Genomic DNA, 13602 nt, shown 5'->3' on the forward strand with positions numbered 1-13602 from the left:
CTCCTGCCGGGACAAGACGAGCCTGCGGCCAATAGATAGTGTATTCTGGTTCAGGACCGGCCCGGCTGAGTATCGCTCCGCAGCTTTGCGATAACTTCATCTCGCAATGCCAGTAATCGCGATCTGTCGTCAAGTCTGAGGCGCTGTTCAATTTTTTAGGGCTCAATCTGTAGCGCTTTTGCTGTTTTGCGCCGTGCGGCCCATTTGCCGTTCACCGCCCGCTATCGTTCAGCAGTTTTTCTGCTTCTGCGCTTAGCTTGAGGCGCACCCCGCGCGCCAAGCTCTCGACCTGTTCGACCGAGGTGGCTGAGGCAATCGGTGCGCTCACACCGGGTTGAGCCACCAGCCAGGCCAGTGCCACCTCAGCAGGCGTTGCGTCCGTTTCGGCGGCAACCTGATCGAGCGCGCCCAGAATGCTCAGGCCCTTGGCGTTGAGGTATTGTCCGGCCCCGCTGCCTCGCGCCGACTGTCCCAGATCATCCTGACTGCGATATTTGCCTGTCAGAAAGCCCGAGGCGAGACTGTAATAGACAATCGAGCCGACCTCGTTCTCGATGAGATAGGGGCGGAGCGCATCGAATTCGGCGCGGTCGTAGAGATTGTAGCGCGGCTGGGTCACCTCGTAACGCTGCAGCGATTTGACGATCGCGGTCTGTTGCGCTTCCCGCATCATGTCGGCGCTGTAGTTCGAGGCGCCAATGACCCGCACCTTGCCCGCCCGGATCAAGGTGTCATAGGTCTCCAGCGTCTCCTCGTGGCTGGAGTCGGCGTCAGGCCAGTGGCTGAAATAGAGATCGACATAGTCGGTCTGCAGCCTTTTGAGAGACGCTTCGATGCCTGCCTTGATCGCGTCGGGCTTCAGCCCGCCCTGCTTCCTGCCCGAATTGACCTTGGTGAAAATATGCACCTTGTCCCGATTGCCCCGTGCCTTCAGCCACTTCCCGATGATCGTCTCGCTCATGCCAGGCGGGTTGCCCGGCACCCAGTTGGGGTAACCTTCGGCGGTGTCAATCGCGGAAAACCCTGAGCCGACATAGGCATCGAGAACGTCGAAGCCCCGTGCTTCATCGACCGTCCAGCCAAACACATTACCACCCAGCACCAAGGGTTCGATCACCAGTTCGCTGCGGCCAAGGGGGCGACGATTCATTGTGCTTCTCCATTGTTCTCTGGTGGGTCAACGTCTGCCGACCCGAATTGTTCGGCTGTTGGCACGCGTGGCGCACACCAATGCAAGGCCTCTACGATCGATCGGAAGGATCCGGACAGGTCGATAAAGGCGAACGCCCCATCCATATCGGCTTTGTGGCGCAGATAAACAAACGTGCCTTGACGCAATCCATCCAAAAGCCAGCCATCCGGGTCATCCATACGCGCGCCATAGGGCGAGGAGCCGGCAATGGCATCAAGCTGCCTTGTTTCCCGATCCAGAGTCATTTCCCAAGTGCCGCGGTCACCTAAGGGGCGGCTCGTATGGACATGCACGCCGACCGCGTAGTCATCCTCGCAGCGGACGACAAGGCAGGCAAAATTATCCGCATTGCTCTCGCGCGCACAGCCCATGCTGGCCCGGTCGCCTTCTCCGGGCAAGGGGGAATGGTGCCAGCCGGGCTGTTGTCCGGCGGCCGGGCTCGCGCAGAACAGAGCCAGGCCAATCAACGCTGCGGTTCGATGAGGTCCCATTTGTTCCCGTAAAGATCAACAAAGACGGCGACCGTGCCATAGGCCTCGCGCCGTGGCTCTTCGAGAAAACGCACACCATTGGCCTGCATGCGGGCGTGGTCGCGGTCAAAATCGTCGGTTTGCAGAAACAGCATGACCCGTCCCCCGGTCTGCTTGCCGATTACCGCCTCCTGGTCTGGACCGTCGGCCTTTGCCAGCAACAGGCGCGCACCGTCTCCGCCCGGTGGCGCCAACACCACCCAGCGCTTGCCAGGTGCCAGCGGCGTATCTTCGAGCAGCGTGAAACCGACCGTATCGCAGTAGAATGCAATGGCCTCCTCGTAGTCGGCGACGACCAGGGCGATGGTGGCGATGGACTGTATCATGCACGCAGATGAGGCCGCGCCGGGGCAGGGGTCAAGGGCCTGCAGAGCCAGCCGAACGGATCAGTCAGGAACCGTCCATTTCTGTGGATTGCCAATTTACCGGCGATAGCATTGACCAAACGGTCAACGATTCCCGTTGCGCTCCTGTTAAATCTACGCTTTGGTGTCGCCCAAGCCACCTTTGGGCAACCATTGAGATGGCGTTTTCAAGGAACGGGAGACTATTCATGCACACTTCACTGACCCGCATCGCGGCGGTCCTGATCGCCTCGACGATGCTCGCCGGTGTTGCCCAGGCCGAGACGGTCCGCTGGGCGCGTTCGTCCGATTCGCTCACGCTGGATCCGCATTCGCAGAACCAGGGCGTCACGCATACTTTCGCCCATCACATCTATGAAACCCTGATGTGGCGCGATACCGAAGGCACGCTGATTCCGCGCCTGGCAACCGAATGGTATGTCAAGGAAGGTGATCCGACCGTCTGGGTGTTCAAGCTGCGCGAAGGCGTCAAGTTCCACGACGGCGCTGACTTCACCGCCGAGGACGTGGTGTTTTCGCTCGACCGCGCCCGCTCGGAAGGCTCCAATCTCAAGCAGCTTCATGCCGAAGTGGCAGAAGTGCGCGCCGTGGACGACTACACCGTCGAGGTGCAGATGGTCGGCCCGAGCCCGCTTTACCCGAACAACGTCACCAACACCTTCATCATGGACAAGACCTGGTCCGAGACCAATAATGTCGAGGAAGTCCAGGATTTTGCCGCCGGCGAATCCAACTATGCCGTTCTCAACACCAATGGCACCGGCCCCTATATGCTGACCTCGCGCGAGGTCGACGTGCGCTCTGTGCTCTCCGTCTTCGACGGCTGGTGGGGCGAGGCGCCTGAGGTAACCGAGATCGTCTATCTGCCGATCGCCGACAATGCCACCCGCATTGCTGCCCTTCTTTCGGGCGACGTCGATATCGTTCAGGACGTCCCGGTTCAGGATATTGAGCGCCTGCAGAATTCGCCCGGCTTCAAGGTCGAAACCGGTCCGGAAAACCGCGTGATCTATTTCGGCTATCGCTTCGGTGACGAGCCGCTGCGCTCCTCCAACATCACCGACAGCAACCCGTTCGACAACCCGCTGGTGCGCGAAGCCATGGAACTGGCGCTTGATCGCGATGCCATCCAGCAGGTGGTGATGCGCGGCAACTCTATCCCGACCGGCGTGGCAACCCCGCCCTTCGTCAATGGCTGGACCGAGGAACTCGACCAGTATCCCGCTCCCGATGTGGAACGCGCCAAGGAACTGCTGGCTGAAGCTGGCTACCCCGATGGGTTCTCTGTGACCCTGGACACACCGAACAACCGCTACGTCAATGACGAAGCCATCTCCACAGCCTATGTCGGTATGTTGGGTCAGATCGGTATCGATGTGACGCTGGCCTCGCGCCCGATTGCTGAGCACAGCCCGATCATCCTGGGCGATGAGACCGACTTCTACCTGCTTGGCTGGGGCGTTCCGACCTTCGACAGCGCCTATATCTTCAACGATCTGGTGCACACCAAGAACGAAACGCACGGCACATATAATGTCGGCGGCTACTCGAACCCGGAACTGGATGAGAAGATCATCTCGCTGGGCACCGAAACCGACCTCGACGCACGCAATGCGACCATTGCGGAGATCTGGGAAGTGGTGAAGGCCGACCGCGTGCTCCTGCCGGTGCATAACCAGACGCTGGCCTATGCCATGCGCGAGGATATCACCCTGCCGGTGCACCCGGAAAACCAGCCCAACATGACCACTGTCGTGTTCGCCGAGTAAGCGTCCTGCAATCCTGAACCGCCGCGCGGAGTCGAAGCCCGCGCGGCGGTTCTCAGTTATGGGGGGCCCAGTATGCTGGCCTTCATTGCGCGACGGCTGTTTCAGTCCGTTATCGTCATGCTTGCGGTGGCTTTCATCGCCTTCATGGTCTTCCGTTATGTCGGCGATCCGGTCAGCTCCATGCTGGGCCAGGATTCGACGCTGGCCGACCATGCGGCGCTGCGCGAGCGCCTGGGGCTCAACGAGCCCTTCTACATCCAGTTCTTCAGCTTTGTCGGCAATGCCCTGCAGGGCCAGTTCGGCATCTCCTATCGGCTGCAGCAGCCGGTGAGCCAGCTCATCATGGAGCGCCTGCCGGCCACCATCGAACTGGCCTTCGCCTCGGCCAGCATCGCCCTGGTGCTTGGCGTTGTTCTGGGTATCTACACTGCCCTGCGGCCTCGAGCCTTTTCCACCGGCGTCATCATGACTGCCTCGCTGATCGGGGTGTCCTTGCCCACCTTCCTGATCGGTATTGGCCTGATCTATGTCTTTGCGGTCGAACTCAAGGTCCTGCCTTCCTTCGGGCGCGGCGAGGTGGTGGATCTGGGCTGGTGGCGCACCGGTTTCCTCACCGAATCCGGACTACGCTCAATCATCCTGCCGGCCATTACGCTCTCGCTGTTCCAGCTAACGCTGATCATGCGGCTGGTGCGCGCCGAAATGCTCGAGGTGCTGCGCACGGACTATATCCGCTTTGCCAAGGCCCGTGGCTTGAGCCAGCGGGCGATCAATTTCGGCCATGCCCTCAAGAACACCATGGTCCCGGTCATCACCATCACCGGCCTGCAACTGGGTTCGGTCATCGCCTTTGCCATCATCACCGAAACTGTCTTCCAGTGGCCTGGCGTGGGCTCGCTCTTCGTCAACTCCGTTGCCGTCGTCGACGTCCCGGTCATGGCCGCCTACCTCGTCTTTGTGGCGCTGGTTTTCGTGGTCATCAACCTCATCGTTGATATTCTCTATTTCATCGTCGATCCGCGCCTGCGCGACGGCGCCAAATCCGGGAGGTAGTCGGTGACCGATCTGCCCCATTCCCCCGAGCAGCCCGTCGTGGCGGCCAAGACGTCGCGCTGGCGGACCTTTCTCAAGTCCGACATCGTCTGGTCCTACCGGCATTCGCCGGTCACCATCGTCGCCTCGATCGTAGCGCTGGTGCTGATCCTGATGGCGGTGCTCGCCCCCTGGATTGCCCCCTACAACCCGTTCAATCCGGCCACGTTGAACCTGATGGACGGCTTCACCCCGCCCAATTCGAATTCCTTTGCCGGGCGCTACTTCATTCTGGGCACCGACAATCAGGGCCGCGATGTGCTCTCGACCATCATGTATGGCTCGCGCGTCTCGCTCTTTGTCGGCTTCTCGGCCACGCTGTTCGCCATGGTCATGGGGGTCGGCCTTGGTCTGGTCGCCGGCTATCTGGGCGGCATCTGGGATGCCGTCATCATGCGCGTCGCCGATGTGCAGCTGAGCTTTCCGGCCATCCTGATTGCGTTGCTGATCTTCGGCGTCGCCCGCGGCCTGATTCCGCCCAACCAGCAGGAGGGCGCGGCCATCTGGGTGCTGATCCTGGCCATCGGCCTGGCCAACTGGGCGCAGTTCGCCCGCACCGTGCGCGGCGCCACCATGGTCGAGCGGCAGAAGGATTATGTATCCGCCGCCCGCATCCTGGGGGTGAACCCGTTCATCATCCTGCTGCGCCACGTGCTGCCCAATGTGATGGGCCCGGTGCTGGTCATCGGCACCATCGGGCTGGCGCTGGCCATTATCGAGGAAGCCACGCTCTCCTATCTCGGTGTCGGCGTGCCGCCCACCCAGCCCTCGCTCGGGACGCTGATCCGCATTGGTCAGCAATTCCTGTTCTCCGGCGAATGGTGGATCCTGCTCTTCCCTGCGGTCACCCTTGTTCTGCTCGCCCTGTCGGTCAACCTTCTGGGTGACTGGCTGCGTGACGCCCTCAACCCGAAGTTGCGCTGATGACCGAGCCAGTACTCTCCATCAAGGACCTTGTGGTCGAATTCCCCTTCCGCAACGACGTCTTTCGCGCGGTCAGCGGGGTCAGCTTCGACATCATGCCCGGCGAAGTGGTCGGCGTGGTGGGCGAGTCGGGCGCCGGTAAATCCATGACCGGCTCGGCCGTCATTGGCCTGATCGAGCCGCCCGGCCATATCGCATCCGGCGAAATCCGCCTTAAGGGCGAGCGGATCGACAATCTGCCCGAAGAAGCCAAGGCCAAACTGCGCGGCAGGCGCATCGGCATGGTCTTCCAGGACCCGCTCACCAGCCTCAACCCGCTCTACACCATCGGCGAGCAACTGATCGAAACCATCCGCACGCATCTGCCGCTCAATGAGGCCGAAGCACGCCAGAAGGCGATCGATCTGCTCACCGAAGCCGGCATCCCCAAGGCGGCCGAGCGCATGGAGAGCTATCCGCACCAGTTCTCGGGCGGCATGCGCCAGCGCGTCGTCATCGCACTGGCCATCGCGGCAGAACCGGAACTGATCATTGCCGACGAGCCGACCTCGGCGCTCGACGTGTCGGTGCAAGCCCAGATCATCAAGGTGCTCAAGAAACTCTGCGCCAATCACGGTGCGGCGGTGATGCTGATCACCCACGATATGGGTGTCATTGCCCAGACGGCCGACCGCATGGTGGTGATGCATCAGGGCACGGTGGTCGAAACCGGCACGGTGGGCGACATCATTCGCCGCCCGCAGGAGCCCTATACGATCAAGCTGATCAACTCGATCCCGACCATCCAGCGCCAGGCCGGTGATGTGGCCCCTGAAGCGGCCGCCAATGACGACGGCGCCTATGTGCAGGTCAAGCACCTGGTGCGCGACTTCGAGATCGGGGGCGGTGGCTTCCTCAAGCTCCTGCCCGGCAAGGTCGAGATGTTCCGCGCCGTCAACGATGTCAGTTTCGCCATCGAAAAAGGCAAGACCTTCGGCCTTGTGGGTGAAAGCGGATCGGGCAAATCCACCTGCGCCAAGATGATTGTCGGTCTGCTGCGTCCTTCCTCGGGGCAAATCACGGTCGATGGCCATGATATCTGGGCTGGAGGGGCCGGGCATAAGGAGCGGCGCAAGCGGGTGCAGATGATCTTCCAGGACCCCTATGCCAGCCTCAATCCTCGCTGGCGGGTGGCCGACATCATCGCCGAGCCGATGCGGACCCTGGGCCTTGCCCGCAACCGCACCGAGGTCGACCACCGGGTGGCCGAACTGCTGACCCGGGTGCGGCTGGATCCTTCGGTCATGCGCAAGTTCCCGCATGAATTCTCCGGCGGCCAGCGCCAACGCATCGCCATCGCCCGGGCCCTCTCCAGCCAGCCCGAATTCATTGTCTGCGACGAGCCCACCTCGGCGCTCGACGTTTCGGTGCAGGCCCAGGTGCTCGACCTGATGCAGGAATTGCAGGACGAATTCGGCCTGACTTATCTGCTCATCAGCCACAACCTGGCAGTGGTGCGGCAGATGTCGAGCGCGGTCGGGGTGCTGCATAATGGTGTGCTGGTCGAAAAGGGCCCAACCGACGCCATCTTCGACAATCCGCAGGCCGACTACACCAAAATGCTGCTCGACGCCGTGCCGGATATTTCCCGGGTGGCCTGACGATACTGGCGGCCTCGCTTCGTGCCGACCTCTCCCCTAAGGGGAGAGGTGTGCGTCCGCGGCCCCCGCTATTTGAAGCTATACCTCCACCCTTTTCCCTTCCTTCCCCGAGCGGATCAGGGCGTCGATGAGCCGGTGCACGTTGAGCGCGGTGTGACCTGTCGAGACCGGCTGGCGACCCTGCTGCACGGCATCGGCGAACTCGGCGATCTGGGCCATATGCCAGTCGAATGGGAACGCCATCGGGTCGGCGCCGCCGCCGGACGAACTGGCTTCACCCACGGTCTCAGTCTGCCCGTCAAACCGGTTCAGCGTCAGATTGCCCCCGGTCAGCGTGGCGCTGGCCTTGCTGAAGTTGAGCGTCAGGCTTTCGGGCCCACCCGGAAAATTGGCGGTGGTGGCCATCAGCGCGCCAACCGCGCCATTGATAAATTCCATGCCCCCGGCCACGAAATCCTCAGTTTCCATCTGGTGCAGTCCGGTCGTGGCGGACAGGGCCGTCACCGCCTTGACCGGGCCGGTGAGGCTGAGCATGAGGTCGAGCGAATGGATCGCCTGGGTGATCAGCACGCCGCCGCCATCCTGGGCGAATGTGCCGCGACCCGGCTTGTCGTAATATCCTTCTTGCGGGCGCCACCAGGGCACGACCAGATGCACGGCCTGCAAATCGCCCAAAGCGCCGCTCGCCACCTTTTCGGCCAGGGCCTTTGAGGCGGCGCGGAACCGGTGCTGGAAAATAATGCCCAGCGTCACACCAGCCTTGTCGCAGGCGGCAACGATGCGCTCTGCCGCTTCGGTGGAGCGCTCCACTGGCTTTTCCATCAGCACATGCTTGCCTGCCTTGGCGGCGGCAGCCACGATCTCTTCGCGGGCATTGGGCGGGGTGAGCACCAGAATGGCGTCCACCGCCGGGTCGGCCAGCAGGGCCTCATAGCTCTGGGCCGCGGGGAGGTCATATTCGGCACAGAACTGGTCAAGCTCGGACCGGTTGCGTCGCCACACGCCGCGCACGGCGACCTGGTCCTTGAGCGCGTTGAGCGCCAGGGCGTGCGGTTTTGCCGCCATGCCGGCGCCCACCACGCCCAGCCCGAAAATCCTGTGTTCATGCGCCATTCAGCCAGCTCCTCCTATGCCATTGTCGCGCCATGATCGCGGCGCTCAACTCCCCGCCAGGGGATATTCGCAGAGGGACTAGCATGAAAATCGTCGCAATTGTTGCCGCAGTTTTTCTGGCGGCCGGCATGGCGTTGGCCGGCTGGTTTGTCGGTACTTCGCTGGTAGAAAGCCGCCAGCCGCTGCGCGTGGTCACGGTCAAGGGGCTTTCCGAACGCGCCGTCGAGGCCAATCTGGGCTTCTGGCCCATTCGCTTCGTGGCCACCGGCCCGACCCTGCAGGCGGCGCGGGCGAGCCTTGAAGCCTCCGAGGCCTCGGTGCGCGAATTCCTGTCCGCTCGCGGCTTTGCCGAAACCGAAATCCAGGTCCAGAACGTGCTCGTTGAAGACCGGGCGGCGGGCTACAACGCCAACGCCATGAACGACGAATACCGTTTCGTGCTGACCGAGGATTTGCTGGTCACCACCGACCGGGTGCAGGATCTGGCCGAGGCGAGCCGTTCGGTCGCCGATCTCTTGCGCCAGGGCGTGGTGTTCTCCTCCGACGCCTATAGCGCCGGGGCCAGCTTCGTGTTCACCGGCATCAACGACCTCAAGGGCGAAATGCTGACCGAAGCCACCCAGCGCGCCAAGGAAACCGCCGAACAGTTCGCCGCCGAATCCGGGGCGCAGGTCGGCGATATCCAGACCGCCAATCAGGGCGTGTTCGAAATCCTGCCCGCCGTTGAGATCCCCAATGACCGGCCGGAAAAGCAGATCGACAAGAAGGTGCGCGTGGTCACCACCATCACCTATTTCCTGGTCGACTGACATTGCCAACACCCTTTGCCGCCCGACGCGTGCGCCTGCGGTTGTGACGAATAGAGCGTATCCCGAGGCGCGTGCGTCTCAGTAAAACTAAGTAAATAGAGACGTCGCCGCCTCGGGACACCGGGTTTCTCCTGCTGTCGTGGCCCCTATTGATCGCTCGTCGCAAGGTGGCCCAACGAGCAGGCGAGCCCTGGAGCGAATCCAGTCTCACCGGCTCCTCCCGCAACTGTTCGCTGCAGTCCGCCCTTTCGCGGGAGAGATGGGTGAAAGGATAAGCGAGGTCCTGGACGCGGGGATAAAAAAGTTGACCGGCCTGGCGATGGCCGCCCTCGTCCTTCGCGGCCTTGCCACGCAAGGCGTCTCAGGATGAGGACCAATGAGGGACCGGCGCGTCAACCCACCAGCTTGTGGTGTCCCTTGAGCAGGAATTTTTCCAACGCGTCGCGGCTCATTGGCCGGGCCAGGGCATAGCCCTGCAGCACTTCGCAGCCCAGGCCGCGCAGGATTTCGGCGTGTTCCATGGTTTCCACGCCCTCGGCGACGATCTCGATATCCATGGATTTTCCGATATCGACAATCGAGGCCACGAGCTGGCGCTGGGCCGGTTCATGCAGGATCGGGTTGATCAGTTGGCGATCAATCTTGAGGCGGCGCGGATGCAGTTTCTGCAGGGAAACGATCGAGGCATAGCCGGTCCCGAAATCATCGATCTCGACATCAATGCCCAACTCCTTGATCTGGTCGATATTCCAGGCGACCACCCCGTCGCTTTCATCAAGATAGATCGACTCGACCAGTTCAAAGGCCACGCGCCCCGGCTGCAGCGGCAGGGCGCGCAGGCTTTCCACCAGCCCTTCGTCATGCAGGCGCCGCAGCGAAACATTGACCGAGACGCGCGGGACGTTGAAGCCTTTTTCGTCCCAGCGGGCCAGATCGGCCAGCGCCTGATCCAGGATCAGCTTGTCGATCTGGGAAACGACATTGAGCTCCTCGGCCACGTCCATGAAATGGTCGGGCGTCTTGATCGTGCCATCGGCATGGTTCCAGCGGGCCAAGGCCTCGACGCCGATCAGCTGCAGCGTCTGGGCGTCGAACTGGGGCTGGTAGAAGGCGAAGAAGGCGTCATTGTCCAGGCCGATGAGAATTTCGTCGGCCACCCGCTTGGTGCGAACCACCTCGGCTTGTAGCGCTTCGGTGAAGAACTCATGGCGGTTGCGGCCCAGCGCCTTGGCGCGATAGAGCGCAATATCGGCATTGACCAGCAATTGGTTGACATTGATGTCCGCCGTGCGGGACACCGCCACCCCGATGCTGACCCCGAAGCGCACTTCATGGCCGTCATGCTGGGCGGGGCGCCGCATTTCACGCACGATACGGTCGGCCATCAGATGCAGATGCGCGTCGCTTGGCCCCGCGCTCGAGACGATGACGAATTCGTCCCCGCCGATGCGGGCAACGAAATCGGTCTCGCGGCAATTGGCACGCAGCACCTTGCTGGCATGGATCAGCATGGCGTCGCCCGCCGCATGGCCCAGCGTGTCATTGATCTGCTTGAACCGATCCAGATCGATGTGGAGCAGGGCAATCGAGCCGCAGCCATGGAACCCGTCGGCCGCGTGCTGTTTGAGGATCTCGTCGAGATAGCGCCGGTTCGGCAGGCCGGTCAGGCTGTCATGCAGCGCATTGTGCTCGATGCGGATGCGGGCCGCTTCCAGATCATTGCTGCGCGTCTCGGCCTGCTGCTTGGCGCGCCGCAGATCATCGTTAAGCCTGACATCCTCGGTAACGTCCCAATTGACCCCGATGACCTTGTCCGGCTGACCCGGTTCGCGATGCAGCGCGCCCACGGAGCGCACATAGCGCAGCGTGCCATCGGAATGGAGCACCCGGTAATCGGTTTCATAATAGCCTGAGGCGATCTGGGCCCGGAAGGTCGCTTCCGCCTGCTCGCGATCATCGGGATGAACTGCCTGCCGCCAGTGCTCATGGTGGCGCGGCGCGCCATCGGTGGGCAGGCCGTAGATTTCGTTGTTGCGCTCGTCCCAGGTTTCCGCGTTGGTGGACATGTCCAGCTCCCACACCCCGACCTTGGAGACGGCAAGGGCCAGATTGAGGCGCCGGGTCAGGCGCGCCAGCTCGCTCTCGCGCACGCCCAGTTCATGAATATGCTCATGGCGCTCGCGGATCATGCGGCCGGTCACCACGATGGGGAACAGGATCAGGGCTCCGGCGGCCAGGATCAGGCCACGCAGCGACCAGGTGGAGACAGGGTCAGCGCCCCAGCCCTGCTTGGGCGCGGCCGCGATCTCCCAGCTCCCTGATGGCAGCACGACGCTGGCGGTCACCGGGTTGGCCTCGCTGAGGTCCGGCCCGAAAAAGCGCTTGCCGGTGCGTCCCGTGCCGTCATGCCCAGTAATCGAGATGTCGAGTCCCAGTTCGGGATCGAGCAGGCCACTGTCGGCATAGAGCTTTTGCACATCCACTACGGCGGAGACCAGGCCCCAGAACTGCCGATTGTCCTCAGGACCGGTAAACACCGGGAAGCGGCCGACAAAGCCCTGTCCGCCCTGCACCAGATCAACCGGCCCCGCAATATTGAGGCTGCCGGTTTCCAGAACCTCGCGCACCGCCGGCCATTGCGCCGGCACGTGTCGGTAATTGAGCCCGATAGCCGCTTCATTGCCGGCCAGAGGATGGGTCATTGTAATGATCAGGTCGGGCGCCGCCGCGACTGAGCGTAACTGGCTGCCTTCCTCGAAAATATTGCCGACCAAGGCATCATAGCGCGCCTGGTCCATGTCGGGTTCGGTGGAGATGACCGCAACCAGGCCCTTGATGAGCTGGATATTGCCCGCAATATGGCCTTCGAGCTTGGCGCGGATCACCGAAATCTGGTTGAGCGCATCCGAGCGCAGATTGCTCTCGGCAATCTGCTGGTTCTGCCGGTCGACCAGGATGGCCGCCACCAGCATGGCGGCAAGCGCGAGCAGGACCGGTATGGCCATGGTACGGCGCCAGTCGCCACGATGCTCGGCTTGTCGTTCCTCGTTCATCCCGCTGCCCAAATGCCTGCGACACGTTCTGTGTCAGGGAAAGACCTTAGGCAGGGGATGCTTGACGAGGTGCTTACCGCGCCAGCGAGTTGCTGGCGTGGTAAACCAAGAGCAAACGCGGGCGGATCAGGGCACGATGGTCTTGATGATCGAGGCGTCGAGCGCCTCATAATCATGCAGGCCGATCACGTCATAGAGCTCCTGGCGGGTCTGCATCTGGTCGAGCATGGCCTTGGTGCCGCCGTCGCGCAGAATAGTGGCATAGAGCTTTTCCTGCGCCTTGTTGGCGACACGGAGGGAGGAGACCGGCCAGATCACCATGGCGTAGCCCAGGGCTTCGAACTCGGCGGCCGTCTGGTAGGGCGTGCGGCCAAATTCGGTCATATTGGCCAAGAGCTTGACGCCCGGCATCGCCTTGGCGAAATCGCGGAACATGTCGATGCTGGTCAGCGCTTCGGGGAAAATCGCATCGGCGCCGGCCTCGATATAGAGCTTGGCGCGGGCCACGGCGCCGTCCAGCCCTTCGCTGGCCGCCGCATCGGTGCGGGCGATGATCACCATGTCGCGGCGGGCCCTGGCGGCAGCGGCGACCTTGGCGGCCATGTCATGCGCATCGGCCAGCTTCTTGTCATTGAGGTGGCCGCATTTCTTGGGCAGCAACTGGTCTTCCAGATGCACCGCACCGGCGCCGGCTTCCTCGAAGGTGCGCACCATGTGCATGACATTGAGCGCTTCGCCATAGCCGGTGTCGCCGTCCACCAGGAGCGGCAGCCCGGCGGCGCGGGCGATCTGGCGGATGAAGAACGCGACTTCGTCGACCGTGATGACGCCCAGATCAGGCAGGCCCATCGAGGCGGTCATGGCGGCGCCGGAGAGATAGAGGCCCTCAAAGCCGGCATTTTTCGCCTGAATGGCGGCATGGCCATTATGGGCGCCGGGCAATTGCAGGATCTGCGGGCGGTTCAGCAAGGCGCGAAAACGGCTGCCGGCGCTGGTCGCGGGCAGGTCGGCGGAAACGAGATAGGGCATGGGCCTCAGGCCTCCTTGCGATCCTTGAGCGGCACGAAGGCGAGGTCTTCGGGCCCGGTGTAATTGGCCGATGGGCGGATGATCTT

General features: G+C 62.5%; 11 protein-coding genes. 5 read left to right on the forward strand and 6 right to left on the reverse strand.

The features are described from left to right. Positions 1-211: 211 nt before the first annotated feature. Genes QZ564_RS01060 through QZ564_RS01070 form a run of 3 tightly spaced genes read right to left on the reverse strand, consistent with a single transcriptional unit; the run spans position 212 to position 2048 of the window. A complete protein-coding gene (locus QZ564_RS01060) occupies positions 212-1150 on the reverse strand; it encodes an aldo/keto reductase (protein ID WP_297103439.1) in 939 nt (312 codons plus the stop codon). Continuing rightward, entirely contained in the window at positions 1147-1659 is a 513-nt protein-coding gene (locus QZ564_RS01065) for a hypothetical protein (RefSeq protein ID WP_297103442.1), read from the reverse strand. The genes QZ564_RS01060 and QZ564_RS01065 overlap by 4 nt, the downstream gene beginning before the upstream one ends. After that, positions 1656-2048 carry a VOC family protein gene (locus tag QZ564_RS01070; protein WP_297103445.1) on the reverse strand — a complete coding sequence of 131 codons (393 nt, stop codon included), beginning with the start codon at positions 2046-2048 and terminating at the stop codon, positions 1656-1658. Before QZ564_RS01070 ends, QZ564_RS01065 begins: the two co-directional genes overlap by 4 nt. 227 nt (positions 2049-2275) lie before the next feature. Here QZ564_RS01070 and QZ564_RS01075 point away from each other — a divergent pair, with 227 nt between their 5' ends. The 4 genes from QZ564_RS01075 (at position 2276) to QZ564_RS01090 (ending at position 7512) form a co-directional block, all read left to right on the forward strand. After that, positions 2276-3856, forward strand: coding sequence for an ABC transporter substrate-binding protein (locus QZ564_RS01075; RefSeq protein ID WP_297103448.1), 1581 nt, complete (start codon positions 2276-2278; stop codon positions 3854-3856). A gap of 72 nt (positions 3857-3928) precedes the next feature. Continuing rightward, complete coding sequence (locus QZ564_RS01080) at positions 3929-4909, forward strand: ABC transporter permease (protein ID WP_104892353.1); 981 nt, start codon at positions 3929-3931, stop codon at positions 4907-4909. A gap of 39 nt (positions 4910-4948) precedes the next feature. Continuing rightward, positions 4949-5872, forward strand: a complete 924-nt coding sequence (locus QZ564_RS01085; RefSeq protein ID WP_104894793.1) for an ABC transporter permease — start codon at positions 4949-4951, stop codon at positions 5870-5872. Further along, complete coding sequence (locus QZ564_RS01090) at positions 5872-7512, forward strand: ABC transporter ATP-binding protein (RefSeq protein WP_104892352.1); 1641 nt, start codon at positions 5872-5874, stop codon at positions 7510-7512. The genes QZ564_RS01085 and QZ564_RS01090 overlap by 1 nt, the downstream gene beginning before the upstream one ends. Before the next feature lie 78 nt (positions 7513-7590). Here the strand turns inward: QZ564_RS01090 and QZ564_RS01095 are convergent, their stop codons facing one another. Next, on the reverse strand, positions 7591-8625 hold the full coding sequence (locus QZ564_RS01095; RefSeq protein WP_297103455.1) for a Gfo/Idh/MocA family oxidoreductase: 1035 nt from the start codon (positions 8623-8625) through the stop codon (positions 7591-7593). Positions 8626-8708: 83 nt separating this feature from the next. Between QZ564_RS01095 and QZ564_RS01100 the strand changes: the two genes are divergently transcribed. Beyond that, positions 8709-9434 carry an SIMPL domain-containing protein gene (locus QZ564_RS01100; RefSeq protein ID WP_297103458.1) on the forward strand — a complete coding sequence of 242 codons (726 nt, stop codon included), beginning with the start codon at positions 8709-8711 and terminating at the stop codon, positions 9432-9434. 392 nt (positions 9435-9826) lie between these two features. Here QZ564_RS01100 and QZ564_RS01105 read toward each other — a convergent pair whose 3' ends face one another. Both QZ564_RS01105 and prpB read right to left on the reverse strand, forming a co-directional pair. Next, on the reverse strand, positions 9827-12487 hold the full coding sequence (locus QZ564_RS01105; RefSeq protein WP_297103461.1) for an EAL domain-containing protein: 2661 nt from the start codon (positions 12485-12487) through the stop codon (positions 9827-9829). A 126-nt stretch (positions 12488-12613) separates the two neighbouring features. After that, positions 12614-13516, reverse strand: a complete 903-nt coding sequence (gene prpB / locus QZ564_RS01110) for a methylisocitrate lyase (protein WP_104892349.1) — start codon at positions 13514-13516, stop codon at positions 12614-12616. Positions 13517-13602: the final 86 nt, after the last annotated feature.

The organism is uncultured Devosia sp. (assembly GCF_913055165.1).
Classification (GTDB): Bacteria; Pseudomonadota; Alphaproteobacteria; order Rhizobiales; family Devosiaceae; genus Devosia.

Excerpts from the sequence above, each read along its gene's own strand:
- QZ564_RS01060 (WP_297103439.1), bottom strand. The coding sequence starts at position 1,150 with ATGAATCGTCGCCCCCTTGGCCGCAGCGAACTGGTGATCGAACCCTTG.
- prpB (WP_104892349.1), bottom strand. The coding sequence starts at position 13,516 with ATGCCCTATCTCGTTTCCGCCGACCTGCCCGCGACCAGCGCCGGCAGC.
- QZ564_RS01105 (WP_297103461.1), bottom strand. The coding sequence starts at position 12,487 with ATGAACGAGGAACGACAAGCCGAGCATCGTGGCGACTGGCGCCGTACC.
- QZ564_RS01095 (WP_297103455.1), bottom strand. The coding sequence starts at position 8,625 with ATGGCGCATGAACACAGGATTTTCGGGCTGGGCGTGGTGGGCGCCGGC.
- QZ564_RS01100 (WP_297103458.1), top strand. The coding sequence starts at position 8,709 with ATGAAAATCGTCGCAATTGTTGCCGCAGTTTTTCTGGCGGCCGGCATG.
- QZ564_RS01090 (WP_104892352.1), top strand. The coding sequence starts at position 5,872 with ATGACCGAGCCAGTACTCTCCATCAAGGACCTTGTGGTCGAATTCCCC.
- QZ564_RS01070 (WP_297103445.1), bottom strand. The coding sequence starts at position 2,048 with ATGATACAGTCCATCGCCACCATCGCCCTGGTCGTCGCCGACTACGAG.
- QZ564_RS01075 (WP_297103448.1), top strand. The coding sequence starts at position 2,276 with ATGCACACTTCACTGACCCGCATCGCGGCGGTCCTGATCGCCTCGACG.
- QZ564_RS01080 (WP_104892353.1), top strand. The coding sequence starts at position 3,929 with ATGCTGGCCTTCATTGCGCGACGGCTGTTTCAGTCCGTTATCGTCATG.